The 25,776-nt window shown below is 69.6% G+C and carries 29 protein-coding genes and 3 pseudogenes; 10 read left to right on the top strand and 22 right to left on the bottom strand.

The window, feature by feature from the left end:
- The first annotated feature begins 539 nt into the window (after positions 1 to 539).
- The 4 genes and pseudogenes from GA0115254_RS18650 to GA0115254_RS18635 all read left to right on the top strand — a co-directional run bounded on the left by GA0115254_RS18650 (position 540) and on the right by GA0115254_RS18635 (position 2,596).
- The gene (locus GA0115254_RS18650) at positions 540 to 1,103 is read left to right on the top strand and encodes a dihydrofolate reductase family protein (RefSeq protein ID WP_093896438.1); all 564 of its coding nucleotides are present in this window, start codon (positions 540 to 542) and stop codon (positions 1,101 to 1,103) included.
- 29 nt (positions 1,104 to 1,132) lie between these two features.
- Positions 1,133 to 1,392 (top strand): annotated as a pseudogene (locus tag GA0115254_RS46195) (helix-turn-helix domain-containing protein); the annotation flags it as partial.
- Complete coding sequence (locus GA0115254_RS18640) at positions 1,392 to 2,057, top strand: VOC family protein (RefSeq protein WP_093896448.1); 666 nt, start codon at positions 1,392 to 1,394, stop codon at positions 2,055 to 2,057. The pseudogene GA0115254_RS46195 and the gene GA0115254_RS18640, both read left to right, overlap by 1 nt.
- A gap of 53 nt (positions 2,058 to 2,110) precedes the next feature.
- Complete coding sequence (locus GA0115254_RS18635) at positions 2,111 to 2,596, top strand: iron chaperone (protein WP_093896437.1); 486 nt, start codon at positions 2,111 to 2,113, stop codon at positions 2,594 to 2,596.
- A gap of 51 nt (positions 2,597 to 2,647) precedes the next feature.
- On the opposite strand, the pseudogene GA0115254_RS18630 reads toward GA0115254_RS18635, so the two are convergent.
- The 7 genes and pseudogenes from GA0115254_RS18630 to GA0115254_RS18605 form a co-directional block, all read right to left on the bottom strand.
- A pseudogene (locus GA0115254_RS18630) lies at positions 2,648 to 3,034 on the bottom strand (Tn3 family transposase); the annotation flags it as partial.
- Between the two features lie 195 nt (positions 3,035 to 3,229).
- Positions 3,230 to 3,580, bottom strand: coding sequence for a hypothetical protein (locus GA0115254_RS46190; RefSeq protein ID WP_256102659.1), 351 nt, complete (start codon positions 3,578 to 3,580; stop codon positions 3,230 to 3,232).
- Positions 3,570 to 4,085, bottom strand: a complete 516-nt coding sequence (locus tag GA0115254_RS43880; RefSeq protein WP_141720857.1) for a hypothetical protein — start codon at positions 4,083 to 4,085, stop codon at positions 3,570 to 3,572. Before GA0115254_RS43880 ends, GA0115254_RS46190 begins: the two co-directional genes overlap by 11 nt.
- Positions 4,086 to 4,089: 4 nt before the next feature.
- A complete protein-coding gene (locus GA0115254_RS18615; RefSeq protein WP_093896435.1) occupies positions 4,090 to 4,635 on the bottom strand; it encodes a GNAT family N-acetyltransferase in 546 nt (181 codons plus the stop codon).
- A gap of 305 nt (positions 4,636 to 4,940) precedes the next feature.
- Positions 4,941 to 5,090 carry a hypothetical protein gene (locus tag GA0115254_RS44545; protein ID WP_176740182.1) on the bottom strand — a complete coding sequence of 50 codons (150 nt, stop codon included), beginning with the start codon at positions 5,088 to 5,090 and terminating at the stop codon, positions 4,941 to 4,943.
- A pseudogene (locus tag GA0115254_RS18610) lies at positions 5,087 to 5,752 on the bottom strand (recombinase family protein). Before GA0115254_RS18610 ends, GA0115254_RS44545 begins: the two are co-directional and overlap by 4 nt.
- A gap of 178 nt (positions 5,753 to 5,930) precedes the next feature.
- Positions 5,931 to 6,887, bottom strand: a complete 957-nt coding sequence (locus GA0115254_RS18605; RefSeq protein WP_093896434.1) for a helix-turn-helix transcriptional regulator — start codon at positions 6,885 to 6,887, stop codon at positions 5,931 to 5,933.
- Between the two features lie 119 nt (positions 6,888 to 7,006).
- Here GA0115254_RS18605 and GA0115254_RS18600 point away from each other — a divergent pair, with 119 nt between their 5' ends.
- Both GA0115254_RS18600 and GA0115254_RS18595 read left to right on the top strand, forming a co-directional pair.
- Complete coding sequence (locus GA0115254_RS18600; RefSeq protein WP_256102658.1) at positions 7,007 to 8,041, top strand: MDR family NADP-dependent oxidoreductase; 1,035 nt, start codon at positions 7,007 to 7,009, stop codon at positions 8,039 to 8,041.
- A gap of 84 nt (positions 8,042 to 8,125) precedes the next feature.
- A complete protein-coding gene (locus tag GA0115254_RS18595; protein ID WP_093896433.1) occupies positions 8,126 to 9,223 on the top strand; it encodes a winged helix DNA-binding domain-containing protein in 1,098 nt (365 codons plus the stop codon).
- Positions 9,224 to 9,289: 66 nt separating this feature from the next.
- Here GA0115254_RS18595 and GA0115254_RS18590 read toward each other — a convergent pair whose 3' ends face one another.
- Complete coding sequence (locus tag GA0115254_RS18590) at positions 9,290 to 9,580, bottom strand: hypothetical protein (RefSeq protein ID WP_141720856.1); 291 nt, start codon at positions 9,578 to 9,580, stop codon at positions 9,290 to 9,292.
- Between the two features lie 623 nt (positions 9,581 to 10,203).
- Here GA0115254_RS18590 and GA0115254_RS18585 point away from each other — a divergent pair.
- Positions 10,204 to 12,330: a serine/threonine-protein kinase gene (locus tag GA0115254_RS18585; protein ID WP_093896431.1), complete on the top strand. Its 2,127-nt coding sequence runs from the start codon at positions 10,204 to 10,206 to the stop codon at positions 12,328 to 12,330.
- Positions 12,331 to 12,456: 126 nt separating this feature from the next.
- Here GA0115254_RS18585 and GA0115254_RS18580 read toward each other — a convergent pair whose 3' ends face one another.
- From GA0115254_RS18580 to GA0115254_RS18570, 3 genes are all read right to left on the bottom strand, one after another.
- Positions 12,457 to 13,071, bottom strand: coding sequence for a hypothetical protein (locus tag GA0115254_RS18580; RefSeq protein WP_093896430.1), 615 nt, complete (start codon positions 13,069 to 13,071; stop codon positions 12,457 to 12,459).
- 373 nt (positions 13,072 to 13,444) lie between these two features.
- Positions 13,445 to 14,104, bottom strand: a complete 660-nt coding sequence (locus tag GA0115254_RS18575) for a hypothetical protein (RefSeq protein WP_141720855.1) — start codon at positions 14,102 to 14,104, stop codon at positions 13,445 to 13,447.
- A 188-nt stretch (positions 14,105 to 14,292) separates the two neighbouring features.
- The gene (locus tag GA0115254_RS18570) at positions 14,293 to 14,877 is read right to left on the bottom strand and encodes a YdeI/OmpD-associated family protein (protein ID WP_093896428.1); all 585 of its coding nucleotides are present in this window, start codon (positions 14,875 to 14,877) and stop codon (positions 14,293 to 14,295) included.
- Positions 14,878 to 14,883: 6 nt separating this feature from the next.
- Between GA0115254_RS18570 and GA0115254_RS44540 the strand changes: the two genes are divergently transcribed.
- On the top strand, positions 14,884 to 15,027 hold the full coding sequence (locus GA0115254_RS44540; RefSeq protein WP_176740180.1) for a hypothetical protein: 144 nt from the start codon (positions 14,884 to 14,886) through the stop codon (positions 15,025 to 15,027).
- A gap of 162 nt (positions 15,028 to 15,189) precedes the next feature.
- Here GA0115254_RS44540 and GA0115254_RS18565 read toward each other — a convergent pair whose 3' ends face one another.
- From GA0115254_RS18565 to GA0115254_RS18545, 4 genes are all read right to left on the bottom strand, one after another.
- Positions 15,190 to 15,648: an NUDIX hydrolase gene (locus GA0115254_RS18565; protein ID WP_093896446.1), complete on the bottom strand. Its 459-nt coding sequence runs from the start codon at positions 15,646 to 15,648 to the stop codon at positions 15,190 to 15,192.
- Positions 15,649 to 15,692: 44 nt separating this feature from the next.
- Positions 15,693 to 15,878: a hypothetical protein gene (locus GA0115254_RS18560; RefSeq protein ID WP_093896427.1), complete on the bottom strand. Its 186-nt coding sequence runs from the start codon at positions 15,876 to 15,878 to the stop codon at positions 15,693 to 15,695.
- A gap of 117 nt (positions 15,879 to 15,995) precedes the next feature.
- A complete protein-coding gene (locus GA0115254_RS46185; protein WP_256102657.1) occupies positions 15,996 to 16,484 on the bottom strand; it encodes an SMI1/KNR4 family protein in 489 nt (162 codons plus the stop codon).
- Between the two features lie 272 nt (positions 16,485 to 16,756).
- Positions 16,757 to 17,083, bottom strand: coding sequence for a site-specific integrase (locus GA0115254_RS18545; RefSeq protein WP_256102656.1), 327 nt, complete (start codon positions 17,081 to 17,083; stop codon positions 16,757 to 16,759).
- 106 nt (positions 17,084 to 17,189) lie between these two features.
- On the opposite strand from GA0115254_RS18545, the gene GA0115254_RS18540 reads away from it, so the two are divergent.
- Together GA0115254_RS18540 and GA0115254_RS46180 are read left to right on the top strand one after the other, a co-directional pair.
- A complete protein-coding gene (locus GA0115254_RS18540) occupies positions 17,190 to 17,666 on the top strand; it encodes a hypothetical protein (RefSeq protein WP_176740181.1) in 477 nt (158 codons plus the stop codon).
- A gap of 357 nt (positions 17,667 to 18,023) precedes the next feature.
- A complete protein-coding gene (locus tag GA0115254_RS46180) occupies positions 18,024 to 18,146 on the top strand; it encodes a hypothetical protein (protein WP_256102655.1) in 123 nt (40 codons plus the stop codon).
- A 577-nt stretch (positions 18,147 to 18,723) separates the two neighbouring features.
- Here GA0115254_RS46180 and GA0115254_RS18530 read toward each other — a convergent pair.
- From GA0115254_RS18530 to GA0115254_RS45255, 7 genes are all read right to left on the bottom strand, one after another.
- Complete coding sequence (locus GA0115254_RS18530; protein ID WP_093896424.1) at positions 18,724 to 19,611, bottom strand: anchored repeat-type ABC transporter permease subunit; 888 nt, start codon at positions 19,609 to 19,611, stop codon at positions 18,724 to 18,726.
- Positions 19,608 to 20,357, bottom strand: coding sequence for an anchored repeat-type ABC transporter ATP-binding subunit (locus GA0115254_RS18525; protein ID WP_093896423.1), 750 nt, complete (start codon positions 20,355 to 20,357; stop codon positions 19,608 to 19,610). The genes GA0115254_RS18530 and GA0115254_RS18525 overlap by 4 nt, the downstream gene beginning before the upstream one ends.
- A complete protein-coding gene (locus tag GA0115254_RS18520) occupies positions 20,354 to 21,985 on the bottom strand; it encodes a TIGR03773 family transporter-associated surface protein (RefSeq protein ID WP_093896422.1) in 1,632 nt (543 codons plus the stop codon). Before GA0115254_RS18520 ends, GA0115254_RS18525 begins: the two co-directional genes overlap by 4 nt.
- A gap of 5 nt (positions 21,986 to 21,990) precedes the next feature.
- Entirely contained in the window at positions 21,991 to 23,517 is a 1,527-nt protein-coding gene (locus GA0115254_RS18515) for an anchored repeat ABC transporter, substrate-binding protein (RefSeq protein ID WP_093896421.1), read from the bottom strand.
- Positions 23,514 to 24,641 carry a choice-of-anchor M domain-containing protein gene (locus tag GA0115254_RS18510; RefSeq protein WP_093896420.1) on the bottom strand — a complete coding sequence of 376 codons (1,128 nt, stop codon included), beginning with the start codon at positions 24,639 to 24,641 and terminating at the stop codon, positions 23,514 to 23,516. Before GA0115254_RS18510 ends, GA0115254_RS18515 begins: the two co-directional genes overlap by 4 nt.
- 96 nt (positions 24,642 to 24,737) lie before the next feature.
- The gene (locus GA0115254_RS18505; protein ID WP_093896419.1) at positions 24,738 to 25,388 is read right to left on the bottom strand and encodes a choice-of-anchor M domain-containing protein; all 651 of its coding nucleotides are present in this window, start codon (positions 25,386 to 25,388) and stop codon (positions 24,738 to 24,740) included.
- Positions 25,389 to 25,583: 195 nt separating this feature from the next.
- The coding region (locus tag GA0115254_RS45255) for a hypothetical protein (RefSeq protein WP_218105554.1) at positions 25,584 to 25,776 on the bottom strand (193 nt) is incomplete at its 5' end.

Below are 25,776 nucleotides of genomic sequence, written 5' to 3'. Positions count from 1 at the left end.
GGGTCGGCCGGTGGCGGGGGCGGGGTGATACAGGAGATCCCGAAGATGTCCCGGCCCTGCAGTGCTGGCCCATGGAAGGTGCCGCCGCTGATCGTGTTGTGGACCTCGCTGTCGCCAGTACGTACCAGCGCCCCGCACTGCCCTCTCCACCTACGCGCCGACCGGTAGCACACACGCTACGAGAAGATTCGCCGCCACCGCAGGGCAAGCCCGAACCACCGTCCACCGCGCAGGTCACAAACTGCGGGTCCGGCACGCCTTGCGCCGCATGAACCAGCCGCGTATCTGCGACAACGGACCGGCCGGGGGAGTAGCGCACGATCTGACACGCGTGTTCCTCAACCTCCCCGTCGGATTCCGTGACGCGGTTGACCTCTCGCAGTGAAGATTGAGCGATTCTCAGTGAAGGTCGAGTGACTGAGGTTTCTCAACGAAATGATCTCGTGAGGTGACTCGGCCCAGGGGATCCCGCGAGCCGCGATGAGTCCTGCGGCGTCCGGCGGTCGTACTGTCGAACCCGTTACCGAGGCGGACTTCTGATGCGCAGCGTGACCTATTCGATGAACGTCTCACTTGACGGCTACATCGTGGGGCCGGACGGCGACTTCGACTGGACGCCGCCCGGCGAGGATGTCTTTCGCTCCTGGATCGACGAGATTCGGCAGGTCGGCGTCCACCTGTTGGGACGACGGCTGTACGAGACGATGCTGTACTGGGAGACCGCCGACCAGGATCCATCGCTCGACGACGCCATGCTCGAGTGGGCCGCGCTCTGGAAGCCGCTCCCGAAGGTGATGTTCTCCAGCACGCTGTCGGCGGTGCAGGGCACTGCCCGCCTGGCCTCCGGCGGCCTGGCGGAGGAGATCGAGCGGTTGCGAGCCGAGCCAGGGGAGGGCGACATTGCGATCGGCGGCGCGACTCTCGCTGGCGAGGCGGCCGCGTTGGGCCTGATCGACGAGTACCGGGCCAGGGTCTACCCGGTACTGGTTGGCGGTGGCTTCCCGTTCTTTCCCCAGCGCGAGCGCCGGGTGGATCTCGAACTCGTCGAGACCCGCACCTTCAACTCCAGAGTCGTCTACCTCCGCTACTGCGTGGTGCGTTAGCCGACTCGTCCGCCGAGCCCTGGGAAGGCGTCACCGAGGTCTGCTTCGCGGTCGGCTGCGCGTCGCTGGGCACGTTCACCACCCGCTTCACCGAGCTGGTCGGCATGCCGCCCGGGGCCTTCCGGCGCCAGGCGGCGGATGCGGCGGCCGACCATGCCGATGTTGCGGGTACGGCCCGCGAGGCCGGGTCGGCGATCAAGGTGGAGGGGATGCCGGCGTGCGTGGCGAAGCAAGTCTCAGACCGGTCAGGAATCGAGAAGCCCCGGCGGCCGCACAGCCCCTAGCGTGATGGTCATGGCAACCACCGCTTCCACCGCAGCCAACACGTCCCTCGCATCCGTCACCCTTGAGGTGGCCGCCCCCGAGGCCGCCCGCCGCTTCTACAGCGCCTTCGGCGTGGTCACGTACATACGCCTGCGGGCGTCCGAGGCGCACTCCACCGGATTCCGCGGCTTCACCCTGGCGCTCACAGTGTCCGGGCCGGCCACCGTCGACAGCTTCGTCGGCGCCGCCGTGGACGCCGGCGCCACGGTGCTGAAGCCCGCCGCGAAGTCGCTGTGGGGCTACGGTGGCGTCGTCCAGGCCCCGGACGGGACGATCTGGAAGATCGCTACCTCGGCGAAGAAGGACACCGGCCCCGCCACCCGCGAGATCGACGAGGTCGTCCTGCTGCTCGGCGTGGAGGACGTCAAGGCCACCAAGCAGTTCTACGTCGGCCGGGGCCTGACCGTGGCCAAGAGCTTCGGTGGCAAGTACACCGAGTTCGCCCCTGGTCAGTCCAGCCCCGTCAAGCTGGCGCTGTACAAGCGCCGTGCCCTTGCCAAGGACCTCGGCGTCCCCGCCGACGGCACCGGCTCGCATCGCATCGTCCTCGGCAGCACCGCCGACACCTTCACCGACCCGGACGGGTTCGCCTGGGAGGCTGCCGCGTCGCTCGCCCCCACGTCGTCCTGACTCCCGGCCCCGCGCGCCCGCCCAGCCTGACCCTGTACGAGAGGAAACCTGCCATGCCGTCCACAAAGTCGCTCGCCGAGGACTCCGGCACGACCACCGAGAAGTACAACGGATTCACCGCCGAGGAGCGGGCCGCGATGAAGGAGCACGCACGCGAGGAGAAGAAGGCGGCGGCGCGGCGCGGTTCGTCCCGGGCGGAGAAGGAGGCGGCGGCGGAGCGGGACGTGCTCGCGAAGATCGCCGAGATGCCGGAGGCGGACCGCGTCCTTGCCGAGCGGATCCACGAGATCATCAAGACCGCCGCTCCGGACCTCGCGCCCAAGCTCTGGTACGGGATGCCCGCGTACGCCAGAGACGGCAAGGTCGTCTGCCACTTCCAGAGCGCGGAGAAGTTCAAGTCGAGGTATGCCACGCTCGGCTTCAGCGACCAGGCGGCTCTCGACGATGGCGCCATGTGGTCGACCGCCTACGCCGTGAGGGAGCTGACCACGGCCGACGAAGAGCGCATCAGCGCGCTTGTCAAGAAGGCGGTGGGCTGAGGCCGGCCGGGGCAGAACCGGCGGCGAAAGCGACCGAGCCGTGGAAGATGTTCACACGCGTGGCACGACGCGTCGGCACGGCCCGGCTGGTTCCGCAGGAAGGCGAGCCGGAACGCGTCGGTTCTGCCCTCCACCGACGCGCTCAGCCCGGCAATGCTGAGGCGGACTCGGGGAGCGTGACCGAGGCACACTGACCGAAAGCCCCAGGTCGAGCCGCTTGTCCACGTCGAGCTGGAATGTTCCGTACGGGTTGGTGTTCGACCAGAACAGCGCGGTCAGCCCGCGCCGGTCCTCGTCGTTCAGCTTCTTCGCCCATGCCGGTTCGGCAAGCACCTGCTGGAGCAGCGGGGTGTTGATGTGCACGAGACTGCTCTGGAGCAGGTGCAGCGCGAGTATCGAGGTCTCGGCGTGCTCCTTGTCCGGGCCGGTCAGCGCGCCGTCCTTGCCGTAGCCTCGTGGCCCGCCGCCTCACCAGTGAATCCACCCCAACCCGGCGCGGCACATAGACCACCACCAACAGAACAACACTGGATGAAAGAGCGGGACGAAACGACCTCTCACCGTGATCGGCACCTACTCCTTCACCGCGCCCGATCTCTGCCCGACCGGCGTCCGCGAACTCCGTGTTCGCGGTCAACTCGCCGGGCCGGCCTCGGCGGCCTGCTCCGGCAGGGCGCGTGCGGAGTCCGCGTAACGCATGGCGGTATTCTCGTCGAGCCCGAAGACCTCGGCGAGGTGAAGCCGGTCGGGACCTTGGATCGCGGCTTCTTCGAGCTGCCGGTCGACGCGGAGCCGCTCCAGCGGTGCGGTCTGCCGCGCATCGCGGCGCTGATCCAGTGGTTGCCGGTCCGGGTGGTCACAGCCCGGCAGGGCACCCGAAGGAGTCAGACCGAGTCGGCGACCGCCTCGGTCGTCCACCGTCTTCGACGGCTGCGGCCCGGCTACCTCGACAGTCTGAGGCACGGTCACGTTCTCACTGGTCATCGGTGCATCTTCCTTGATCGGGAGTTACACCGAACGATTTACATACCCCCGCCTGACCATCGGCGGCCATCCCCGCCTGCTCGATGAGCTCATCGAGCAGATCATCAACGCCTGCCTCCGCTACCGCCATCGACGATTGCCCCACACGATCAATCAGCACCAGATCGTCTTGGAACGCACCGCCCAGTCCGATATCCCCGTCAGTCCGTCGTGGCTCGGCGCCCAATTCCGCGAAGTTGGCGTCACCCTTAACCGGATACGCCAGGGCCGGCAGTTGGAAGAGGCCCTCACCTGCGGACCTGACGCCCTCCACCTGGCTGTCGTCTTCGGCATAGCGAGCGCGCCGCGATGCGCCGCACCGACGCCGCCAGAGCGTTCCTCGAAACACCGCTTGAGCAGTAGTCCAAGCGCCGGGCGCCCTCACGCGGCTCTGGCGTAGACGACTGTTGTCGGCGCCGAGGCCGACGACCGCTCGATGGCGCCGTGGATCCGCGCTGGCGAGCACGAGTTCAAGCGGGCGGCGTGACCGAAGTCCACACGCCGAACCACTGCTCGGCGCCGTAGTCCTCGTACCGTTCCACCTCGGTGAACCCCAGCTTTGCCGCCAGGCGCATCGAGCGGTCGTTGGCGGTCTGGGTGCGGAGCACCACCGGCTCGCCGGGCAGCGCGTCGGCGAACCAGGCGAGTGCGGCTGCGCACGCCTCGGCGGCGTACCCGAATCCCCACGCCCGCGGCAGGAACAGGTAGCCGAGCTCGGTCTTCCCGACGTCCGGACGGACGTGCCCCGGACGCTCTGCGTGCGGATCGAGCATGATCGTGCCGATCACCGCCCCGTCGAGATCGATCACGAAAAAGCCGGGGCGCCGCCCGGGCACCTCGGGCACGGTGCGTTCGAGCTCGGCACGCGGTCGAGGGCCACCGAGGTAAGTGCCCACCTCTGGTGAGGCGTTCAGCTCGATGACTACTGCGCGGTCCCGGGCTTCGGACTCGCGGAGTACGAGCCGCTCGGTCTTGATCGGGACAGGTGGCCAGGCGAGGGCTCTGGGGTCGGTCATGCCGGCCAACCTAGCCAGCAGGCCCAGAAGCGATCAAGACTCGCCGACCGAGCAACCCACCGGCCCGGGGCCTCAGCCTCACCAACCGGGCCGGGCCCGACAAGCCATACATCCTCCTCACCGATTGGCCTCCACTCCCTGCCCTGCCCTGCGCTCACGCGCTCGAACCCACTTCCCCGACCGCCGAAATCCCGACCGCACACCCGCAAGTTCACCGCGCTGCGCCTTCAGGAGTCACGAACTTGCGGCGGAGTGGGGTCCAGCCAAGGTGAGCCCAAAAGGGGCAGTGGGATGATTTTGGTGAATCAGCAGCGCAGCTCGGCGTCCTCGCCCGGGTCGTGCCCGTCTTCCTGGCCGCCCTGATCGGTCCAGGTGCCGAACGGGCCGGGCAGGCCGGGCTCGTCGGCGCCGAGTTGGAGGGCGCCGCCCTTCGTCCGGTGCGGCCCGGGGATCACCGGGTACCTCCGTCGAGCTGGGCAGGGACGCGGCCGGCCCGCAGCTCCTGCAGGTCGGGATTGTGGTTGTAGAGGGTGCCGGGGCCGACGCCGAGCAGCTTGGCGATCGAGGTGATCGAGTGCTCGGGGTTGGGCAGCATGTCGCCAGCCCGGATGATGTCCGCGTTGACGACGGTGGGTCGTCCGCCGACCTTGCCGCGGGCGCGGGCGGCGGCCAGGCCCTCGCGGGTGCCGGAGACGATCAGCTCGCGGATGAACTCGGCCAGGGCGGCGAAGACGTGGAACACCAGGCGCCCGCCGGGGGTGGTGGTGTCGAGCCGCTCGTGGAGCGAGGTGAAGCCGATCTCTCGCTTGCGCAGTTCGCCGACCATGGTGATCAGGTCCTGCAGCGAGCGGCCTCAGCGGTCGAGAGCGGGCACCACCAGGGTGTCGCCGGCGGCGAGGAAGGCGTGGCACGCCGTCAGCTCGAGCCGGGCGTCGTCGCTCCTGGACTTCTTGTCTGCGAAGAACCGGCGGCAGCCGACCGCGTTGAGGGCGTCGAGCTGGCGGTCGAGCTTCTGTCCGCCGGTGGACACCCGTGCGTATCCGACGCGGATCTCCGTGCGGACGGTGGGTTCGGCGACCAGTAGTTCGAACCGGGCGTCTTCAAGTGGCGTGCTCACGCCTGGAATCCTGTCGGAAAGCGATGGCCGGGGGTTGTTGAACCACCCCGGTTTTTGAAAGAGTTTTTGAAGGCTCTGAGGGCCTCTCGGTGGCCCACCCGGCGGTCTTCAACAAACGTTGGTTTATTGAAAGATCTTGATCGTTGGGCGTGCGACGGCGGACCTCCGGCACGGGACATCACGAGCCGGTGGCACGGGTGAAGCGGGCAGCCCACTCCCGGACGAAGTCGACGAACTCGGGAGGGCCGAGCACCTCGAACTCCGCACCCACATTGCCCAGTGCCTGAGTCGGCCAGTCCAGGGTCTGCGAGGTCATCCGTACTCGGCACCGCTGCTCGTCGACCTCCTCGACCGCAGCCCACGGGCCAACGCGCGCGCGAACAGCCGCTGCGGGGGCGTGCACAAGCGCTTCGACGGTGTGCGGAACGGGGACGCCGCCGCTCCCCGCACGGACGAAGGCCGAGGCGTCGTCGGCCGGTAGCTCGCGCGGGCGAAACCGCTCTCCGGTCCCGCTCGGATCGTCGAGACGGTCGAGGCGGAAGCTGCGCCAGTCCTGCCGGGTCAGGTCGTAGGCGACCAGGTACCAGCGGTACCCGAGCGAGACCAGCCCGTGGGGCTCGACATGGCGGGCGCTGCGCTCGCCACCGCGGGCGGTGTAGGAGAAGCGAAGTCGCTCCTCGTCCCGGCATGCCTGCGCGATGGCGTTCAGCACACCGGCCTCGACGGTCTTCACACCGCCCTCGGCCGAGGGCACGGTCACCACCCGCAGGGCGTCGACCCGCCGGCGCAGTCGCGCCGGCATGACCTGCACGACCTTGGTGAACGCGCGGATCGAGGACTCCTCGATTCCGGTAACCGCGCCTTGGGCGGCCGCACGCAACCCAATGGCGAGCGCGACCGCCTCCTCGTCGTCGAGCACCAACGGCGGCAGGGCGGCGCCTGCCGTGAGCTGGTAGCCGCCATCGACGCCGCGACTGGCCTCGACCGGGTAGCCCAACTCGCGCAGCCGGTCGATGTCGCGCCGCAGGGTACGCGCAGAAACCCCGAGCCTGTCGGCCAGCTCGCCGCCCGGCCAGTGCCGGTGGGTCTGGAGCAGGGACAGCAGCCGCAGAGTCCGTGAGCTTGTGTTCGCCATGCCCTCCAGGATGGTGCCAATTGAGGTCGGAAAGTGACCGCTATGGCTCATAGCGTGGGTCTCACGAGAACGGCACGGGCCCAGGCCGGGTGCGCAGACTGATCGAAACGAGGAGAACCATGACCGACAGCACGATGTCGACGACCCCCGACACGATGTGGGAGGTGCGACTGGCCCAACACTTGAAGGGAGACCTCGGAACCGACACCTTTGACCTCGTGCAGGTGCCGACGCCCGAACCGGCCACGGGAGAGGTACTGGTCCGCACGGACTACCTGGGTCTGTCAGTGGCGTACCTGGAGATGCTGCGGGCTGACTCCCGTCTGCCGATCCCGCCGTGGGAGGTCGGCCAGCGCATCGGCGGGGGCACGGTGGGCACGGTCGTGCGGTCCATCAGTGTGGACCTGGCCGTCGGCGACCAGGTATGCACCATGGCCGGCTGGTGCGAGTACTCGGCCGGGCCTGCCGACCAGTACCTCAAACTGGACCCCGACCTGTTCCCAAGTCCGGTGCACTACCTCAGCCAGGGGCCCACCGCCTACTACGGGATGTCCGAGATCGCCAAGGCCGGTGCCGGCGATGTCGTCTTCGTCTCCGGCGCGGCGGGCGGCGTCGGGTCGCTGGCCGGACAGATCGCCAAGTGCCGGGGCGCCGCGAAGGTGATCGGTAGCGCGGGTAGCCAGGCGAAGATCGACTACTTGGTTGACGAGCTCGGCTTCGACGCGGCGTTCGACTACCACGACGGCCCCGTCCTCGATCATCTGCGGGACCTGGCGCCCGAGGGCATAACCGTGTTCTTCGACAACGTCGGCGGAGAGCAGTTCGACGCGGCGGTCGAGGCGGCGGCGCCGGGGGCCCGCTTCGTGCTGTGCGGCGCGCTGGCCACTCAGATCGGCGACCACGAGGACCGGTTCCCCGAGCCGGATCTCGCTGCGGCGGCCGCCAAGGGGATCGAGGTTCTGCCGTTCTCCACGTATCACACCCCGGAGCAGGTCGCGGCGTGGACCGAGCGCTTGAGTACGTGGTTGAGCGAGGACCGCTTCGTGTTCCCCCACACGATCGTGGAAGGCGGCCTCTCGGCGGCTCCCCAGGCGCTCGTCTCCCTGCTGAAGGGCAGCTACAAGGGCAACGTCTCCGTCAGGGTCGCCGACTGAGGATCGAAGCGCGTCGCCCGTCACACACGGACCGGCGACGTGCTCCCGGTGACGTCCCTACCATCCAAGGAGAACCGGCACCACATGACCGACGCCTCCGTGCTGTCCACCCGCACCCTGAACCGGACACTGCTCCAGCGACAGTTTCTGGCCGCCCGAACCTCTCGCCCGGTACTTGACGTTGTCGAACACCTGGTCGCTCTGCAGGGGCAGGAGCCCAACTGGCCTTACGTGGGGCTGTGGACCCGGTTGGCCGACTTCCGACATGACGACCTGATGGCACTGCTCCGCGACGGGCGCGTGGTGCGCTCCACAGCCCTACGCAGCACTCAGCACCTGACCAGCAGCAACGACTTCCGCTGGCTGCGGCCCGTCGTCCAGCCCGTCCTGGACCGCACCGCCCGGGCGCAGTACTTTGCCGCGCAGACAGCCGGGTTGGACATCGCCGAGCTCACCGACGCCGGGCGGGAGCTGATGGCTGGCCACACCCTGCCTCGGCGGAAGCTCGCCCTGTCGCTCGCCGAGCGCTTCCCTGGCCGCGACGGCCGCGTGCTCGCGGGGGCGGTGGAGCTGCGGGTACCGATGGTGCACGCCCCGGCCACCGGCGCCTGGGGCGCCTGGGGCAACCGACCCAACATCGCCATCAGCCTCGCGGAGCACTGGATCGGCCGACCGATGGCAGCGCCACGAGTCGAGACGATGATCCGCCGCTACCTGGCGGCGTTCGGCCCGGCTGGCGTCATGGACATCCAGACATGGTCGGGGCTGACCCGCCTGCGTGAGGTTCTCGACGGGCTGCGGTCACAGCTGCGCGTCTTCCACGACGAGCGGGGCACTGAGCTCTTCGACCTGCCCGACGCGCCGCGCGCCGACCCGGACCTGCCCGTCCCCGTGCGATTTCTGCCCGCCTTCGACAACCTCCTCCTCGGGCACACGGACCGCGCGCGAGTGATCAGCGAGGCAGACCGCAAGCTGGTGATGCCCGGTCAGGCCATGGTGCGGCCCACCTTCCTCGTGGACGGCTTCGTCCACGGCACATGGTCGGTGAAGGGCTCCGTACTGCTCATCTCCCCCTTCCGGCCGCTGTCGCAGGCGGGCACACAGGCAGTACTGGACGAGGCCGAGCGACTTCTCGAGTTCGTCGCACCTGATGCGACCAAGCGAGGGGTCACGTTTACCTGAGAACGACGGGACGTTTCCCCCATGCGGCGGCCGTGTCGTCCTCGCCGAGCACCAGGCACGGGACCCTCACCGCATCCGGACCACGGTGAGGGTCTGACGCCTCCCCGGCCCGGCCAGTACCTCCACGACAAGGTCGCTCTCCACCCGTGTGTACGTCTCACCGTGCGCCCGCCGTTCCCCCAGCACCGTCCCGTCGCCCAGGGCCGCACCGATTCGCGCAGCAAGGACCAGATCCAGCCGAGCCGACAGCCGAACCGACCCTCCCTCGTCCCCCACCACCAGAGCCAGGTGGTGCGGACGCCGGCGTGGTCCCGTGAAGCCCACCACCAAGGGGTTCTCGGTGGCGGCGCGTTTCACTGGTGGAGTGTCGGTATTCGAGAGTTGCAGTATTCGCCCGCAGGGTGGCTAGGACGTCGTCAGCCGGCTCCCGCGAGGCGGCTTCATCTGGCACCGGTTGGTGAAGATCAGAAACACGACCACTCCCTCTGGGGAATGGGGCCTTCACAGCTGTCCACGCTGCCCTCGGCCCACTCCCGTGCGACAAGGACCGGGTGTGTGCGGGAGTAGTCACCGTTCTGCAGTCGTAGAAATCGGCCAGGAACTCGACGTGTGCAGCGTCGTACAGCACACTCACCCTCGCGGCTTTGGCGTGATCAACAGCGCTCGGCAACGCACGTGATCACACCAGGGCCGCACCGCTGTCGTATCGGCTCTCAACAGCCGTCAGGCATTCAACTGCTCGTATCAGAGGGAACGTTAGTACGGGTCCGGGCGGCCGGACTGCGGCCGTCGTCGGACCCCCGCTTGTAACAGGACCGGGACAGACGCCCCAGCCAGGGCTCCATTACGCTGACGCTCGAACCAGCGCGGGCCTCAACGCGGCGCCGGGTTCCGTACGGTGAGGGCGCGTTGTGCCGTGTCCTCGCATGAGGCAGCTGCCCGCGTGGCGCAGGCACGACCAGCTAGGGGTGACAGTCGGCATGTCCCAACCGGACCATGGCCCGCGCGCGGTTCCACACCTGGCCGACGCCCCGGGGTGGCCGGCCGATCCACCGCCGGTCCACCCGCTGGGATCCGGCGATCCGGTCACCGCGGGCCCGTACCGGCTGGAGGGCCTGCTCGGTTCGGGCGGCATGGGCCGGGTCTACCTGGCGCGCACCCCGGCCGGCAGCGCGGTGGCGGTCAAGGTCGTGCACCGCGAGTACGCGGCCGACGCGTCGTTCCGCAAGCGGTTCGAGCAGGAGGTGTCCGCGGCCCGGCGGGTGCAGGGCCTCTACACAGTGCCGGTCGTCGACGCGGATCTGAGCGCCGACGAACCGTGGCTGGCCACGGCGTACGTCCCGGGGCCGGCGCTGCACGACGCGGTGGCCGCGCGGGGGCCGCTGGCGGTAGAGGCGGTGCTGGCGCTGACGGCGCAGGTGGCCGAGGCACTGCAGTCCATCCACGCGGCCGGGGTGATCCACCGCGATCTGAAGCCCTCCAACATCCTCCTCAGCGCCGACGGCCCCAAGGTCATCGACTTCGGCATCGCCCGGGCCGCGGACGTCACGTCGGTGACGAGTACGGGCATGCTGGCCGGGACGCCCGGCTACATGGCGCCCGAGTACATCAGGGGCGAGAGCCTCACCGAGGCCGTCGACGTCTTCGCGCTCGGCGCCATCGCCGCGTACGCTGCCACAGCGCGACCCGCGTTCGGCGGCACCGGGCACAGTGTGCTGTACCGCATCCTCGAACAGGCGCCGGACCTCGACGGCTGCCCCGAGCCCGTCCGGACCGTGGCCGCCCGCTGCCTCGCGAAGGATCCGGCGGAACGGCCGGGCCTGGCCGAGGTCATCCGCCTGTGCCGTACCGACGGCACCCACCGGCCGGACCCCGCCGTACCGCCGCAGCGGACCGTCGTCGATCCCGCACCGGACTTCCACAACGCCGCCACCGGGCCCGCGACGCCGCAGGCGCGGAATCCCGGGTCCGGGCAAGGGGGTTCGGCGCAGCCGCCGGACGCCGCCACCGGACCCGACCCGGCGCAGCCCGCCCCGCTCACGGACACACCGCCGATGTCGGTGCCCGCGCTGATGGGCGGCATCGGGGTGCTGGCCGTGGTCGCCGTACTGGTCGCGGTGCTGCTGCCCGGCAACTCCTCCGACCGCGACACACCCACCGAGTTGAAACCGGCTGCCACGCTCGGGGGTTACCCCCGGGGCAAGGGGCCAGAAGGCGTGGCGTTCAGCCCCGACGGCGCCACCCTCGCGACGGGTGCCGGGGACGGCACGGTGAGGCTGTGGGACGTGGCCGGGCGCAAGGTGCGCGCGCGGCTCGGCCCCCGGACAGCGCCCGGGGACACCCCGGTGGCGGTGACCACGGTCGCCTTCAGTCCCGACGGCCGGCTGCTCGCCGCCGGAACGACCTGGAACGTCGTCACGCTGTGGGACGTGGCCGGGCGGCGGCAGATCGCCTCCATCACCACGACCGACGAGGATTCGGACTCCATCGACAGCCTGGCGTTCAGCCCCGACGGCCGGATCCTGGCCACCGCGAGCCGGGGAGGCGCTCAGCTCTGGCACGCAGAGCGCGGCCCTGACCTGGGCAAACGGGTCGCCGTTCTCGACGACGACATGCGGGCGAAGCAGGTGGCGTTCAGCCGGGACGGCAGGACGCTCGCCACCGTGGGCTACTCCCACGAACAGAACACCGGCACCGAGACCGTGCAGCTCTGGGACGTGGCCCGGCACAAGGTGCGCAAGGAACTCGACCGCGACGAGGAGATCTACGGCGTCTCGTACAGCGCCGACGGCAGGACCATCGTCACGGCCGCCAAGGACCGGACGGTCCGGCTGTGGAACGTGACCGACGGCCGTTCCACGGGCAGCGTCGACGAGACAACCAGCGTGCCGGTCCGGAGCGTGGAGTACAGCCCTCGCGGCTCCACCCTCGCCGTGTTCGACGGGGATGTGGTGCGGCTCTGGGACATGGCCGAACACAAGCTGACGTACCGGCTGGTCGGCAACCACTGGAACGTCCGGACCCTGGCGTTCAGCCCCGACGGCACGCAGGTCGCCACGACGAGCTCCGACGGTGTCGTGTACCTGTGGAAGACCCCGGCGTCCTGACCGGATCCGCACCGGCCGAGCCGGGCGCCGCTCCCCCTCGGGGGCGGCGCCCCCATCCCGCGTAGCCGCCGTCCACGCGAATCGCGTCGACCCCGCTGACCTACCGCCCGCCGTACCCCGGCCCGGTCACATCAGCGATGACACGTACTCAGGGCAGTTCTCGCCGGCGAGCGTGGCCCAGCGTTCGGCTGTCTTGGGGTGGATGCCGAGCAGGTCGGCGATGACCACGGGCGGTAGGTCTACCAGGGCGTCCACCATGGCGGTGTTCCGAGCAGCGCGGGCGGGCAGACCGTGGTGTCTCAGGGTGTCGGCGAGGCCGAGGGGGTTACGCGGGCGTCCAGGGCTTTGGCCTGGTAGCAGGTACTGATGCCCCGCCGTGCTGTGCCGGGGCGTGCTGTGCCGGAGCTGATCGTCGATGAGACGGGCGAGCTTCGGCGGGAGCACGAAGGGGTGCTGGTTGACCGCCAGGTAGGTGCGTTCCTGGTCGCGGCGGATGTGGTTGTCGGTGAGTTCGACGATGCGGGTCGGAGGGAGGGCGTAGAGACGGACGAGAGCAGCGGCTACGCGGACGTCCAGGGGCAACGCGGCGTCGTTGAAGCAGCGCAGCAGTTCGTTTCGGGCCTCGTCCTCGGCTTGAAAGTGGCCGGGAAGTTGCGAGGCTGGGTGCTCGATGCTCAGACCGGGTGGACAGAGGCGGCGTGCGGTGCTCCAGCGGGGGAAGGGGATGGAACGGGAGCGCAAAGTTGGCCTATCGGTCGCCCAGGTGTCCAGATGCGGCTGCTGGAGTCGACGGAGGCTCAGGCGATGACGCGGCTGCCGTCGGGGCGGTGGGCGTCGCGCAGGCATTTGCCGTCGAGCGATCGCGCGGCGACACGGGGTGCGGCACTCATGGCCGACGGTCGCGTGGTGGCGGCGTTGTTCGCGCGTCGAGCCCGTCCGGCGTGACATGGCGGTCACTGCTGGTTCGCCGGGCTCGGGCAGCAGGGGGCGCAGGTAGGCGAAGGCGGCGGTGCTCAGGCGGGCCGGATCCAGCAGGCCCAACACCCGCCGGAAAGTCTTCCCGCTCTCCTGCCCCGCCGATCAGCGCGAACCGGGGCAACCCGCCTGAAATGCGCTAGTAGGGCTCGCCTGCTGTTCCATGAGGCGGGTGCCCGGCGTCAGGAGCGGCTGAGCTCGTGACCCATTCGGTGAGGGCGGTGAGGGCGTCCACCGGGTGTCTGGCACGGATCCGGATCCTTCGGTAGCGGTCGCCCGGCACGGGAAACTGCGGGGATCGGTCCGATCTGCGGGCGAGGCGCCAGATCCAGGTGCCGCGGTGAAGCCTTCGGGCCGAGGCGAAGCCATGGTCGCCGCGTAGCCGTACCTCCACGTTCAGCGGTTCGCGGAACGGAGTCAGCTCGGTCGTGTCGTAGCCGATGCGGAAGCTGACCTCGGCGTCCTTCCAGTCCAGCCGATCGGCTTCCGCGATTCGTTCGCGCGCGATCCGGGCGCCTTTGGGGAGGAACACGGGGTCATGGATGGCCAGGGCGTCGGTCTCCAGGGTGAGCCGGGGTCTGGACAGCAGAGCCCGAACAGTCTGCACCTGAGCCGGAACGGTCGCGAAGGACGCCGCACCGGCTGCCACGGCCATCGCGGTGCCCAGCACATCAGGCTGCCCCCCGACGGCGTCCAACCCGATTGTGAGGGCCGCCAACGGCAGGCCAAGCCCCCACGGAAGCACGGCGAACATGGCGAGTACGGCCCGCCATCGTGAACGGACAAGCGCGATGTCCATGACCGGCGATGCTAGGCGGCCAGAGCCGGCCATGCCAACATCGCCCACGCCCTCAGGCTCTGCCGCGCTGCGACCCCGGCGTTGGGCTTCTCGTCACCCTTGTGCGGGTTGTCGGCACGTTCTGAGGCGTGGGCATCCCTGGGCGCTGTGCGAGGGTGTGGCGTTGGCCCCGCGTACGTGCGAAGTGGTCACGGAGCCAACCGGTGAGCGCCGCGTCCTTTCAGGGCCAACGCCCGGACCGCGCGCTCCACTGCGGCTTGGCGCCCGTCGGGAGTTCGGGCTTGCAGCAAGGGTAGAAGCACCAAGTACTTCGCGGTCTTGTCGAGTGCCCCGAAAGCTTTTGCCGCCCGGGTATCCGCCGCCAGCGCCGCCGCCAGTTCGTCGGGCACTGCGGCCGTCGACTGCGGCGCGTATGCGGCGGCCCAACGTCCGTCCGCCTGCGCCTTGCGTACTTCCGCCAAGCCCGGCTCGCGCATCCGGCCCGCGGCCGCCAGCGCGGCGACCTTGACTTGCGACCACAGGCTCTTGGGGCGCCGCGGCACATACTTCTGCAGGTAGTACGAAGCGTCGAGCGACCGGCGCTGACCCGAGATCCAGCCCCAGCACAGCCCCGCGTCGACCAGTTCGTCGGCTGTCACGGACGCGATCCCGGAGCCCTTCTTGGCGACCTTGACCCACACGCCGTCGTGCCGTGCGTGGTGAGCCGCCAACCAGCCGTCGAACGCCTCGCCATCCGCGAAAGCCACGACCTCGACACCGCCGATCTCGTCCATGGCCCCATGCTATGTGGCCACCAGCCCGGCGCCGGGCCACGCGTTCCAGGTCGCCTCGGCCAGGTGTTCGGGCTCGACGAGAAGACCGCGATGCGCTACGCGGACTCCGCACGGGCCCTGCTGGAGCAGGCCACCGAGACATCCCCGTGAGTTGACCGCGAACCCACGGGGCCCCAAAATCAGGGCAATCCACCCTCGGGATCCGGCTGAAGAATCTTCAGTTTCCGCGAACTCGCGGGCCTCAGCGGCCGTGGGACTGGTAGGCGCGCATGTTGAGGTGTCGCATATGCAGCGGATGAGTCCGGCTACCGATTACTGACTGTCGACGGTCACGGTGGTCCAGCGCGGATCGATGCGGCCCAGCCATGCGTCCTGATCGTCGGCCAGTGGTTGCTCCAGGGGAAGGGGGAGGAACCGGCAGGAGAAGGTGAGGCCGGCGTCGTCTCCGTCACCGTTGACCTGGTGGTCCCACGCATCGGAGGTGTCTGCTGGTGCCTGGAGCAAGAAGAAGCTGGTTCGTCGTGGCTGCCCCGTGTCGGGGTGGGGCTTGTTCTCCACGGCGATCTGCCGGACCACGGTGGCTGTCAGCAGACCGGTCTCCTCGGCGACCTCTCGAAGGACCGCTTCTTCAAGACTTTCGCCTGGTTCGGCTCCTCCTGCAGGGACTTGCGTGCCGGCCTCCGGCATACCGATGTGGCCGAACACCAGAACTTCGGGGTTGGCGCAATGCCGGATCACGTATGCGGCGACACGGATTCTGGGTCGGGTCATCCCGGCATTGTCAGTCATCGGCGTCTTGCGTGGCCGCCGGGTGCTTATCGGCTCCAGGTTCCGCCTGCTTCGGTGACCAGCCGTGTGGCGGTCTTGTCGTCGTAGACGAGGGCCTTCGCGATGACGGGGGCCGGTGCCTGGAGGGCAAGTTGGCGGATCGCGGAAGTCCTGCCGCGCTGTGGAGGGACGCCGATCTCGCGTAGGTGGGCCTGGAGGCTGGCTGGGTTCATCGGCTGTCCGGGCTGTCGGCGGGGGAAGAGCCACCAGGCGCTTCGGCTGCTGGCGTAGGGCAGGTGCTGGCGGGCGAGCACGGGCACCGACTCACATAGCGCTCTCTGAGTTGCCGATCAGTCGATGCGGTCGCTCAGGCCCAACACCTTCGGGTCATCGCCGGGGAAGTTCCTGGGCATGCCGGACACGTCGAGGGTCCGCCGGTACACGCCCGCCAGGAACTCGACGGCACCGACCGGGAACTCCGACCAGTCACCGTTGTCTGTGCGGACGACCACCGGCCATGCGTCCGGGGCCGCGGGGCTCGTCCTCCAGTAGAAGAAGTCCCCCGAATTGGTCTCCGCCCAGCAGATCAGGCCTCCCGGCCGCGGGAAGGGAACGTAGCCCTCGGTGTCGCCCATCTCGTACAGATCCTGAAGGATCTCGTCCTCCCTGGACTCGGACGCCCATGATGCCTCGGCGCCGGGCCGGGGAACGGACACCGTCAGGAAGTCGTCGATGACCAGGATCGGATATGCCTCCGCCAGAGAGCGGAAGTCCGAGGGCAGCGCCGTCCCGAGGTCCGCCTCGAGGGCGGCCCAGTCCACGCTGCGTCCGCCTGGCACACGCCACCGTGTAATCGAAGGCAGCGCGGCCTCCAACTCTGCGACCCTCAGCATGTCATCTGCCCATCCGGGGAGTTCTCGACCACGACGGTCCCGAACAATACTTCCTCCTCGGTGCAGGCGGACATGGCAACGATAAAACCGCTCAAAGAATCACGAACCGCGCGTGATGCCGCGTTCGGTCAGGTGCGGTATGAGCTCGGTGACGGTGAACATGCCGCGGGTGGCCATCAGTTCGCGCAGGCGCCACCGGTAGTTGATCTGGCGTGGCATCAGGAAGTCCTTCCCGGCCGCAGAGCCGCCTCGATGGTGGCTTCCAGGACGCGACGCAGGGAGCGGGTGCGCAAGTTGAAGGAGACGCAGGTGTAGATCGCAGTGGTCGAAGCGTGGTCGTGCCCGACCTGCTGCTGGGCGAGCAGCGGGTCGTGGCCGTCCTCGATCAGGTGGGTGATGTAAGACCTGCGCAGCGAGTGGAGCTCCAGCGCGGGGTCCAGGCCGATGGCGTCCCGGTAAGCGGCGAAGCGAGAGTCCAGCCGCCGGACCCCGACCCGCGTGCCTCGCTCGGACGGCCGGAGAGCCTGGCTGGTCGAATGCCGCATCCCGGGCTCCGGCAGAATCAGGTTCCCACCCTGCGCGCGGAGCCCATGCGGCACCGAATCAACGGAAGGAATCCCTCCGCGGCGATGAGTGGTTAGTGTCCGTCGCATGACACATATGAGGAAGATCCAGGCGCGACGAATGACAGTGGCGCTGGTCGGCGCGGCCGCCGCGATGGTTCTGGGTGTGGGCGGGGCAATTGCCGTGGCCGACCAGGACGGCGGAGCGTCCGGCCCGGCTTCTGTGTCCGCGGAGTCGTCCGATACGGGAAGCGGCGGTCTCGCGGGCGGCGCGGACACCGGCGCTGGGGACAGTGGTTCCGTCAGTGGTTCAGGTGGCACCGACGGCGGCAGCTCCGGTGGTACGGATGCGGGAGCCTCGGGCGGTTCGGATGCGGGCCCGGGATCGTCCGAGTCCCCAGCTCCTACGGACGGACCCACATCGAATCCCACGGCTCCGGCAAGCCTGGACGACCTGGCGGAACGCATCGACGGTCTGGAGAAAAAAGTGGATGAGCTGCCCACCAAGAAAGAGCTGGCCAATGCCCTCCGCGCCTTCGCCGACGCGTTGGAACAGCAGGACTGAGCCCACGGAACATGCTGCGGCGCACCCAGGGCGAGGCCGTATCGAAGCCTGATCCGGGCGGATCCGCTTCGTCGTGTGCTCGTCGAGCTAGGAGCGTGGGTCAGTAAACAACTCCTGGAATGCCACGCTTCGTGGTGAAGTGCGGCTGCCGACCGCTGCTCTTGAAAAGGCGTCGGGTCACCGCCGCGGTCTTCGACAAGACAGGAACCGTGCCTTCGGCAAGCCCCTGGTCACCAGCGTCGTCTCCCTCGGTGAACGGTTCGGCGCGTACGAGGTCCTGAGCCTGACCGACTCTGGCGAACTCCACGCCGTCCACCCGCTTGCCCAGGCCATCGTCGCCCCACCGAGGAGCAGCTCTTGCACGTGCCCCCGCACCAGGAGCGCGAGGTTGCTCTGGGCATGGGCATGCGTGCCGAACTCGACGGCACCCGGCCGCTCGTGGGCAGCCGCCCCTGCTGCGCCGGCACGGCATCGAGCTGACCGAGGACGCGCAGGGCTGGACCGACCGTCTTCGTCAAGGCGGCGAGACCGTCATCTGTCTGGCGCACGACGACGACCTCATCGGGCGCCTGGGCGTCTCCGAGGTGCACGCGTACACGTTGCCGGAGGCCGAGCTCCAGCCGATCCGCGACCTCCAGGCCGAAGACACACCGTCGCGATGGTCGGCGACGGAACGAATGACGCCCCGGTGCCTCGCCCTCGCGGACGTCGGCATCACCATGGGCGAGCACTCCTCCCATGTGGCCCTGGAACCACCGCCCTCGCCCTCGCCGGCAACGACCTGCGCCAGGTCGCCCACCGTCGTTGAACTCAGCCGCCACACCCTGGCGTCGTACGGCAGAGCTACGGGCTCGCCATCGTCGTCAGCCTGCTCGGCCTCGTCGCGGGCGCCGGCGGCTCCATGAACCCGGTCCTCGCCGCCCTGGCCCTCAACACCAGTAGCATCGCCGTGGTCCGCTTGGTCGACCACCCCCCCGCACCTGCCGCACGTGAGCGACGAGATCCTGCATCCGGCGCTACCTGAGGGGCGCCGCATGCAGGACCTTCACGGCGGGAGTCAGGCGCTCGGAACGACGACCGCCGGGGTACGGGCTCCGGCCCGTGACCGGAGCCGCGCCGCGAGCCCGTGCCGGGGGGCCAGCAGCCAGGTCAGGGCGAAGAACGCGGTCAGGACCACGACCACGGAGCCGCCGGCCGCCAGGTCGTGGGCGTAACTGACGTACAGGCCGGTCAGACTGCCCACGCAGCCGAACGCCGAGGCGAGCACCGTCATCGCCCACAGGCGTTCGGTCAGCAGCCGGGCCGTGGCCGCAGGGGTGATGAGCAGGGCCAGGACGAGGATGTTGCCGACGGCCTCCAGGGACATCACGATCGTGGCCGTCACGACGACGTACAGCGTCAGATCCAGGCGCAGGACCGGCAGTCCGGCCGCGCGGGCCGTCTCACGGTCGAGGCTGACGGCGACCAGTTCCTTGCGCAGGACCAGGACGACGGCGACGAGTACGGCTCCGATGGCGGCCACCCGCCAGACATCGGCCGAGTCGACGGCGAGGACCTGGCCGAACAGGAAGGACGACAGGTCCGTCGTCCAGCTGTCGCGGGTGGAGACCAGGACGATGCCGAGGCCGAAGGCGAAGGCGAAGAAGACGCCGATGACGGTGTCCTCCTTGAGCCGCCGGTTCTGCGAGACGAACGCGATGAGGACGGCGGTGGTGACCCCGGCCGCCGCACCGCCGAGCAGCAGGTTGCCCTCGAAGGCGTAGGCGAGCGCGACACCCGGGAACGCCGAGTGGGCCACGGCGTCCCCGATGAACGCCATACCGCGCAGCACCACGTACACGCCCACCACGCCGCACACCACACCGACGATCGCGGCGACGGCGAAGGCCCGCTGCATGAACGGGAGGTCCCAGGGAGCCGTGATGAAGGCCAGCAGGTCCGTCATGCGGCGGCCTCCGCTTCGGCGACACCAGGGGCCGATTCCGCGCCGATGGCCCGGTCGAGCCCGAAGGCGCGGAGCATCTGCTCGGGGTCGGCGAGCAGCTCGGGTCCGCCTTCGGCGACGACCGTACGGTTCAGGAGCACCACCCGCGTGCAGGTGCGGGCGGCAGCGGCCAGGTCGTGGGTGGTCATGAGCAGTCCTCTGCCTTCGGCGGCGAGGCGGCCGAAGAGTTCGTTCAGTAGTTCCTGGGTGGGGACGTCGACTCCGGTGAACGGTTCGTCGAGCAGCAGCAGCCGGGGCTCGGCGGCCAGGGCCCGTGCCACCAGGACGCGTTGGCGCTGGCCGCCCGACAGCTCGCCGATGGGGCGCCGGTGCAGGTCGGTGAGCCCGGCCAGCTCCAGCGCCTCGTCGGCCGCCGCGCGGTCGCGGGCCTTGGGACGCCGCAGCCAGCCGATGGAGCGGGTACGGCCGCTCAGTACGGCGCCGGCCACGTCGATGGGGAAGTCCCAGGCGAACTCGTGCCGTTGGGGTACGTAGCCGATCCGGTCAGTGGCGGTGACACTGCCGGAAGCGGTGGCTGTGAGCCCGAGGACGGCGCGCAGTAGCGTGGTCTTGCCCGCACCGTTCGGACCGAGCAGGCCGACCAGTTCGCCGCCCGACACGGTGAGGGAGGCTTCCTCCACGGCCGTACGGCCGCCAAGGGCGACGGAGACGGAGGCGACCCGCAGCAGTGGCTCGTCGGCGGTCACGCGGTACGCCTCCGGGTGAGGTGGACGGCGCCGGCGCCGACCGCGGCGAGCACGGCCGCGGTTCCGCCCAGCAGGAGCGAGGAGCCCCCGCCGGTGGACGCCATCGAACCGCCACCGGTGCCAGAGCCGCTGGTGCCGGAGCCTGCGGTGCCAGAGCCGCCGGTCGCCCCGCCCGTACCCGTGCCCCCGGTCGATGAGCCGCTCGTGGAGCCCGAGCCGCCCGTCGAGCCGCCGCCCGGCTGCACCGCGTTCGGGTCGGTCGCCCCGACGGCGAAGGCGATCGTCTCGGTGTCGCTCACCTTGGCGCCGTTCGCCAGCGTCCCGGTCATCGAGAAGGTGAGCCGGTACACGCCTTCCCTGCCGAAGGCCCAGCCGCCGTGCGCGTGGGTGTTCTGCGGAACACCGAAGGCGTCCGGGACGCCGTCCGCGCTGTTGAAGCGGATGGCCGCCCCTGACAGGCCGTCGTAGTTGTACAGCGCGAAGTTCCCCGGCCCGTCGGCCTTGACCAACTTGAACTCCGTGTCGCCCTTGGTCGCACCGGCCGCGATGTTGTCCGTCGACCAGCCCGGCCACAGCAGCCCGGGCTGCTGTACCTGGTCGAGCAGCCACACCGGGTCACCGGCCTTGCCCAGGAACGCGAAGTCCTTGGCCGCCGGAATGACCTTCTTGGCCTGCGGCTTGACGTGCAGGACGACGGCCGACGGCTCCCGCCAGACCGTCTTCCCGGGGACCGTGCCGTCCTTGACGTTGATCTGCAGCTTTCCGTCGACCACGCGTGCGGCGATGTCGATGTGCCCCTGGTCGAGGACCTTCTTCGCCGTTTCCACAGGTTTCGCTGTGGTGTTCGCCGCCTGGCGCGCGGCGAGTGGACCGGCGCCCGCCTGGGAGGGGGTGGGCGGACGCCGGTCCTCGCCCGCGTCGGCCGGCGTACCAGCGACGGGGGCGGTGGGAGAAGGGCTCTCGGTCCCGGCGGGCGGTGCCGGGGGGCTGATGGGTACGGGAGTCGCGAGGGCGGAGTCGCCCACGCGGACGGTGTACCGGGTCTCGGCGATGAGCGGACCGCCTCCGGTCTCCGGCTCCGCGTCCGCCTTCGTGTCCGTATTCGTCCCCGCCTCCGCCTCCGCCTGCGCCGCGAAGGTCAGCTGATAGGTGCCCGGCCTGCCGAACACCCAGCGCGTCTCGCCCCGTGCGCCGGTCGGCAGGCCGTACCCGTCGGGCAGGCCGTCGGCACTGTCGAACCGTACGACGGGCTCGTGGTCCGGGCCGGTGGCCGGCTCGTACACCGTGAGCGCGCCCGGTCCTTCGACCCCGGTCAGCGACCAGCGCACGCGGTCGCCCCGCACGGCTCCGGCCGGGAGACCAGTGGTGTCCCAGGCCGCGTGCTGCAGCTCCCAGAAGGGCGTGCCGTCGGGGCCGGCGACGCGGTGCGTGTCGTCGATGTCGATCACGCCGCCCGCCCCGAGGCCCAGCCTCTCGTCGGCCAGGGTGACAGGTGCCACGACGGGGGCCTCGGGCGCCTGCGGCTCCTTGCCGGGCGGTGCGGCCATGGCCGTACCGCCGAGGGCCAGAACACCGGCGGCGGCCAGCGCGACCTTGCTGTTCCTTACGCTGTTCCCTACGAGCCTCATCGGGCTCAACTCCCCTCCCGGCCCAGGCAGCGGGCCAGTTCCTTCGCGTTGTGGCGCATCATCGAGACGTAGTCGTGGACCTTGTCGTCGAAGGAGTCGCCGTAGATCGTGCAGATGCTGACGCCCTCGTCCTCGGCGACCCGGCGCAGGACGTCGGCCCGGGCGGCAAGGTTGGGCTCCAGGAAGACCGCGGGGACCTTCTTCTCCCGGATGGTGTTGTGGAGTTTCTCGACCTCCGTCGCGCTCGGTTCCCGGTTCGGCACGGGTACGACGAAGCCGGTGACCTCCATGCCGTACGCCTCCGCGAGGTAGCCGAAGGCGTCGTGTGTGGTGATGAGCTGCCGGTTGGCCTCGGGCACGGTCGCGAGCGTCCGGGCCATGTGGTCGTCCAGTTCGGCCAGTTGCTTGAGATAACGCGCCGCGTTCCGCTCGTAGGCGGCCTTGCCCTTCGGGTCGGCCTTGATCAGCTCGGCTGCGATGCGACGCACGTACGCCTCGGTGTTGGCGACGTCCTCCCAGGCGTGGGGGTCCATCTCCCCGTGGACGTGCTTGCCGATGACCGCCTGCGGCAGCACCCAGATGTCCGAGCCCGGCGCGCCGAGGAATCGGAAGGCGCCCTCCTTGGGCACGGTCTCCTTGGCCCGGTCGGGTACGGACAGGACGACGGAGTCGGCCGGGTGGTGCATCCGCTTCCCGGTGGACGGGTCGTCGGAGCGGACGTACACGGATTTCGTCGAGGCGTTGAGCGCGACGTCCGCGTGTCCGCCGTCGAGCACCTTCTTCCCGGCCGGGGCCGGGGTGTCGCCGACCGCGAAGGTGATGGTGCCGCTGCCGATCGGTGCCGTCTTCCCGTCCAGGGTCTCCGTGCGTCCCCGCACGGTGAGCCGGTACGTGCCCGGTTTGCTGAACACCCAGTTGACGTGGGTGTGCGCCTCGGGCGGCAGGGCGAAGGAGTCCTTGGCGTCGAACCCGTCGGTCGAGTCGACGTAGCTCTGCGGGTTGCCCAGGGTGTCCGTCAGATAGACGTGCAGGTCGCCTGGCCCTTTCAACCTGGTGGCGGTGGTACGGACCTGGGAGCCGTCGCCCGTGACCTCGCCCTCGACGGCCCAGCCCAGCCACAGCACGTCGAGGCCCAGATCTTCCTTCAGCTTGATGACCTTGCCGCCGTACTGCTCCAGCTGCTCGCTGATCGCCACCTTGGGCGTGCCCTTGCGGCTGTTGGTGTGGATCACCTTCATGATGCCGGGCTCCTCAAGGAGGAGTCCGTTGCTGAAGACCAGGTCGGATCTCGTGACCCTGGCGGCGTCGCCGGGGCTCGGCTCGTAGGAGTGCGGGTCGCCGTGGTGGGGCACCACCGACCTCACGTCGACACGGTCACCGCCGACGTTGCGGACGAGGTCGGCGATGATCGCGGTGGTGGTGGACACCGTCAGCTCGGCGTCGCCGGCCCCGCCTCCGGCGCCCGGACCGCACCCACTGCCCAGGAGGCCGGCCGCGACGACGCCCGCGACGGCCGTACGGATCCGCCTCATCGGACGGTCTCCTTCCGCCGGTTGCGCCGGACGATCAGGAAGGCCGTGCCGCCCGCCACCACCGCGGCGAGGGCGATCCCGGAGGGGAGCGCCACACCCGCGCCGGTCTTGGCCAGGCTGCCGCCCGTGGTGGTGGTCCCCGACTCGGTGACCCTGCCACTGCCGCCACCGCCGGTGGGCGGAGCAACCGGGGCCGACGACCTGGTGGCCGACGGTGTCGGGCTCGCGGTGGTGGACGGGCTCACGCTCGCGCTCGGGTCGTGCGACGGGTTCGCCGTAGGGGTGGCGGTGGGAGTGGAGGTGCGCGTCGGGGTGGGCGTGGAAGTGGGGGTGGGCGTGGGAGTCGGGGTCGGTGTGGGAGTCGGGGTCGGTGTGGGCTTGGGCGTGCCGTCTCCCGGTACGACCGTCGACGGGTCCACGTCGCCGACGGCCACGGCGAGGGTCTCGCGGTCGGTGACCTTCTGCCCGGACGACAGGGTGGTGCTCATCTTCATCGTGATCCGGTAGACACCCTTGGTGTTGAAGATCCACAGTGGGTGGGCGTGCGTGTTCGCGGGCAGTTCGACCGAGCCGGGGTCGGACTTGGCGCTGTCGATGGTGACGCCGATGCGCACTCCGAGGTCAGGGTCGTCCGCGAACTGGCCGAGGACGAAGCGGCCTGGACCCTCGATCTTCGGGAAGGTCACCTTTACCGGCGCCGTGACGTCGGCGGGCAGGATCTCCATGGTGTTCCAGCCGGGCCACAGCAGCCCTTCCTTCACCTCGAAGTCCTTGTCGACCCAGAGGCTTTCCCCGGGCTCGCCGAACCCCTCGAACTGGGGAACCTCTTCGCGCGGCGGGATGACGAGCTCGTGCCGCAGATCGAAGTGCAGCAGTACGTCCGAGGGTTCACGCCATACGGGCTTGCCCGCGACGGTCCCGTCCTTGATTCGGTACTCGAGCCGTCCGTCCTCGAAGCGTGCCGCCATGTCCAGGTGGCCGCCGTTGAGCACGACGCGCTCTCCGGGCGGTGCCTCTCGGGGCGGGTCCTCGGTGGCGAGCGCCAGGGGTGCCGAGCCGAGCAGGGACAGAACGGCCGTCAGGGCGGCGGCATGTGTCGTACATCGCGACAGTGAGGCCCGCATGCGGGGCGTCTCCTTCGAGCGGTGAGGTCAGTGGATCAGGGGCCGTGCCGGGGCGGGCGGCTGCCAACAGCCCGCCCCGGCACGGAGGCCGAAGGATCAGCCGGCCTGGAAGGTGTAGGTCGCCGTGGTCCGGCCGACCGGGGTGCCGTTCGTCAGGGTGCCGCTGACGTCGAAGGTCGCGGTGTAGGTACCGGCCTTGGTGAACACCCAGTTGGCGTGGTCATGCGCGCCGGCCACGACGTCCTTCGTGTTGGTGAGGGCCGCGTCACCGCTGTCGTAGTAGCGGTTGTTCTTGGGGCAGAGACCGTCCTTGTAAACGGTGATCTTGCCCGGGCCGGTCACCGACTTCAGCTTGACCTGCACCTTGTCGTTCTGGAACACGCCGGTGGACAGGTGCTCGCCGGAGATGCCGGGCCACAGCAGGTTGGCGTTCTGGACCTGCGGGAGCCGGTAGACGGTCGAACCGGCGGTGCCCAGGTGGCTGTAGCAGGTGCCGCTCGGAACGGTGTACGCGGAGGCGGGCAGAGCCTGCAGCACCACGTCGGCCGGGGCGTATTCGACGTCCGGGGTGACCGACTCGTCGTGGACGTGCAGGTCGAGGGCGCCGGCGGCGTACTCGACGTCGAGGACGTCGACGTGTCCCTTGGACAGCGTGGTCCCGGCCGCGTGGGCAGCGGTGAGCCCACCGACGGCGATGGCAGCGGCTACGGAGCCGGCCACGGTGAGAGTGCGCGTGAAGGTACGCAAAAGAAAGCCCCCCTTGAGAGCGTTGAATGGGCACGAACAAGCAAGACGATAATCGTTTTCATTTAAATCTGGCAAGAGGGTCTGACGGCTGTCGTGGGGTCTCCTGGGTCTGGCGGCGGGAACCCTGACCGGAACGGCCGCGCAGGCATCGATCCGGGCGGGGTTCGGGCTTTGCCCGATGTGGGCCAGCTGATCTCAGTGGGCGTTCAGAGATGTTCCGTGCTTGTATGCGAGTTTTACGGCTGTCAGGATTGCGGCATTTGCATCGAACGTACTCCCTCGCGTCTGTCGAACTGCCGCCATGGCCGCCCGTTTGCTCCGCTCCTCATACACGAAGTCCGTCTGATTTGAGGATGTGGCAGAAACGCCCAGTAGCAGCGGAACGGCG

The sequence above is a fragment of the Streptomyces sp. Ncost-T10-10d genome (assembly GCF_900091955.1).
Classification (GTDB): Bacteria; Actinomycetota; Actinomycetes; order Streptomycetales; family Streptomycetaceae; genus Streptomyces.
Note: the sequence above shows the minus strand (reverse complement) of the source record. Positions and strands in the feature narration are given on the sequence as shown.

What these genes read in the sequence shown, in the direction of transcription:
- GA0115254_RS18650 (WP_093896438.1), top strand. Translation starts at nt 540, where the DNA reads ATGCGCAGCGTGACCTATTCGATGAACGTCTCACTTGACGGCTACATC.
- GA0115254_RS18640 (WP_093896448.1), top strand. Translation starts at nt 1,392, where the DNA reads ATGGTCATGGCAACCACCGCTTCCACCGCAGCCAACACGTCCCTCGCA.
- GA0115254_RS18635 (WP_093896437.1), top strand. Translation starts at nt 2,111, where the DNA reads ATGCCGTCCACAAAGTCGCTCGCCGAGGACTCCGGCACGACCACCGAG.
- GA0115254_RS46190 (WP_256102659.1), bottom strand. Translation starts at nt 3,580, where the DNA reads ATGACCAGTGAGAACGTGACCGTGCCTCAGACTGTCGAGGTAGCCGGG.
- GA0115254_RS18615 (WP_093896435.1), bottom strand. Translation starts at nt 4,635, where the DNA reads ATGACCGACCCCAGAGCCCTCGCCTGGCCACCTGTCCCGATCAAGACC.
- GA0115254_RS18605 (WP_093896434.1), bottom strand. Translation starts at nt 6,887, where the DNA reads ATGGCGAACACAAGCTCACGGACTCTGCGGCTGCTGTCCCTGCTCCAG.
- GA0115254_RS18600 (WP_256102658.1), top strand. Translation starts at nt 7,007, where the DNA reads ATGACCGACAGCACGATGTCGACGACCCCCGACACGATGTGGGAGGTG.
- GA0115254_RS18595 (WP_093896433.1), top strand. Translation starts at nt 8,126, where the DNA reads ATGACCGACGCCTCCGTGCTGTCCACCCGCACCCTGAACCGGACACTG.
- GA0115254_RS18585 (WP_093896431.1), top strand. Translation starts at nt 10,204, where the DNA reads ATGTCCCAACCGGACCATGGCCCGCGCGCGGTTCCACACCTGGCCGAC.
- GA0115254_RS18575 (WP_141720855.1), bottom strand. Translation starts at nt 14,104, where the DNA reads ATGGACATCGCGCTTGTCCGTTCACGATGGCGGGCCGTACTCGCCATG.
- GA0115254_RS18570 (WP_093896428.1), bottom strand. Translation starts at nt 14,877, where the DNA reads ATGGACGAGATCGGCGGTGTCGAGGTCGTGGCTTTCGCGGATGGCGAG.
- GA0115254_RS44540 (WP_176740180.1), top strand. Translation starts at nt 14,884, where the DNA reads ATGCTATGTGGCCACCAGCCCGGCGCCGGGCCACGCGTTCCAGGTCGC.
- GA0115254_RS18565 (WP_093896446.1), bottom strand. Translation starts at nt 15,648, where the DNA reads ATGACCCGACCCAGAATCCGTGTCGCCGCATACGTGATCCGGCATTGC.
- GA0115254_RS18560 (WP_093896427.1), bottom strand. Translation starts at nt 15,878, where the DNA reads ATGAACCCAGCCAGCCTCCAGGCCCACCTACGCGAGATCGGCGTCCCT.
- GA0115254_RS18545 (WP_256102656.1), bottom strand. Translation starts at nt 17,083, where the DNA reads ATGCGGCATTCGACCAGCCAGGCTCTCCGGCCGTCCGAGCGAGGCACG.
- GA0115254_RS18540 (WP_176740181.1), top strand. Translation starts at nt 17,190, where the DNA reads ATGACACATATGAGGAAGATCCAGGCGCGACGAATGACAGTGGCGCTG.
- GA0115254_RS18530 (WP_093896424.1), bottom strand. Translation starts at nt 19,611, where the DNA reads ATGACGGACCTGCTGGCCTTCATCACGGCTCCCTGGGACCTCCCGTTC.
- GA0115254_RS18520 (WP_093896422.1), bottom strand. Translation starts at nt 21,985, where the DNA reads ATGAGGCTCGTAGGGAACAGCGTAAGGAACAGCAAGGTCGCGCTGGCC.
- GA0115254_RS18515 (WP_093896421.1), bottom strand. Translation starts at nt 23,517, where the DNA reads ATGAGGCGGATCCGTACGGCCGTCGCGGGCGTCGTCGCGGCCGGCCTC.
- GA0115254_RS18510 (WP_093896420.1), bottom strand. Translation starts at nt 24,641, where the DNA reads ATGCGGGCCTCACTGTCGCGATGTACGACACATGCCGCCGCCCTGACG.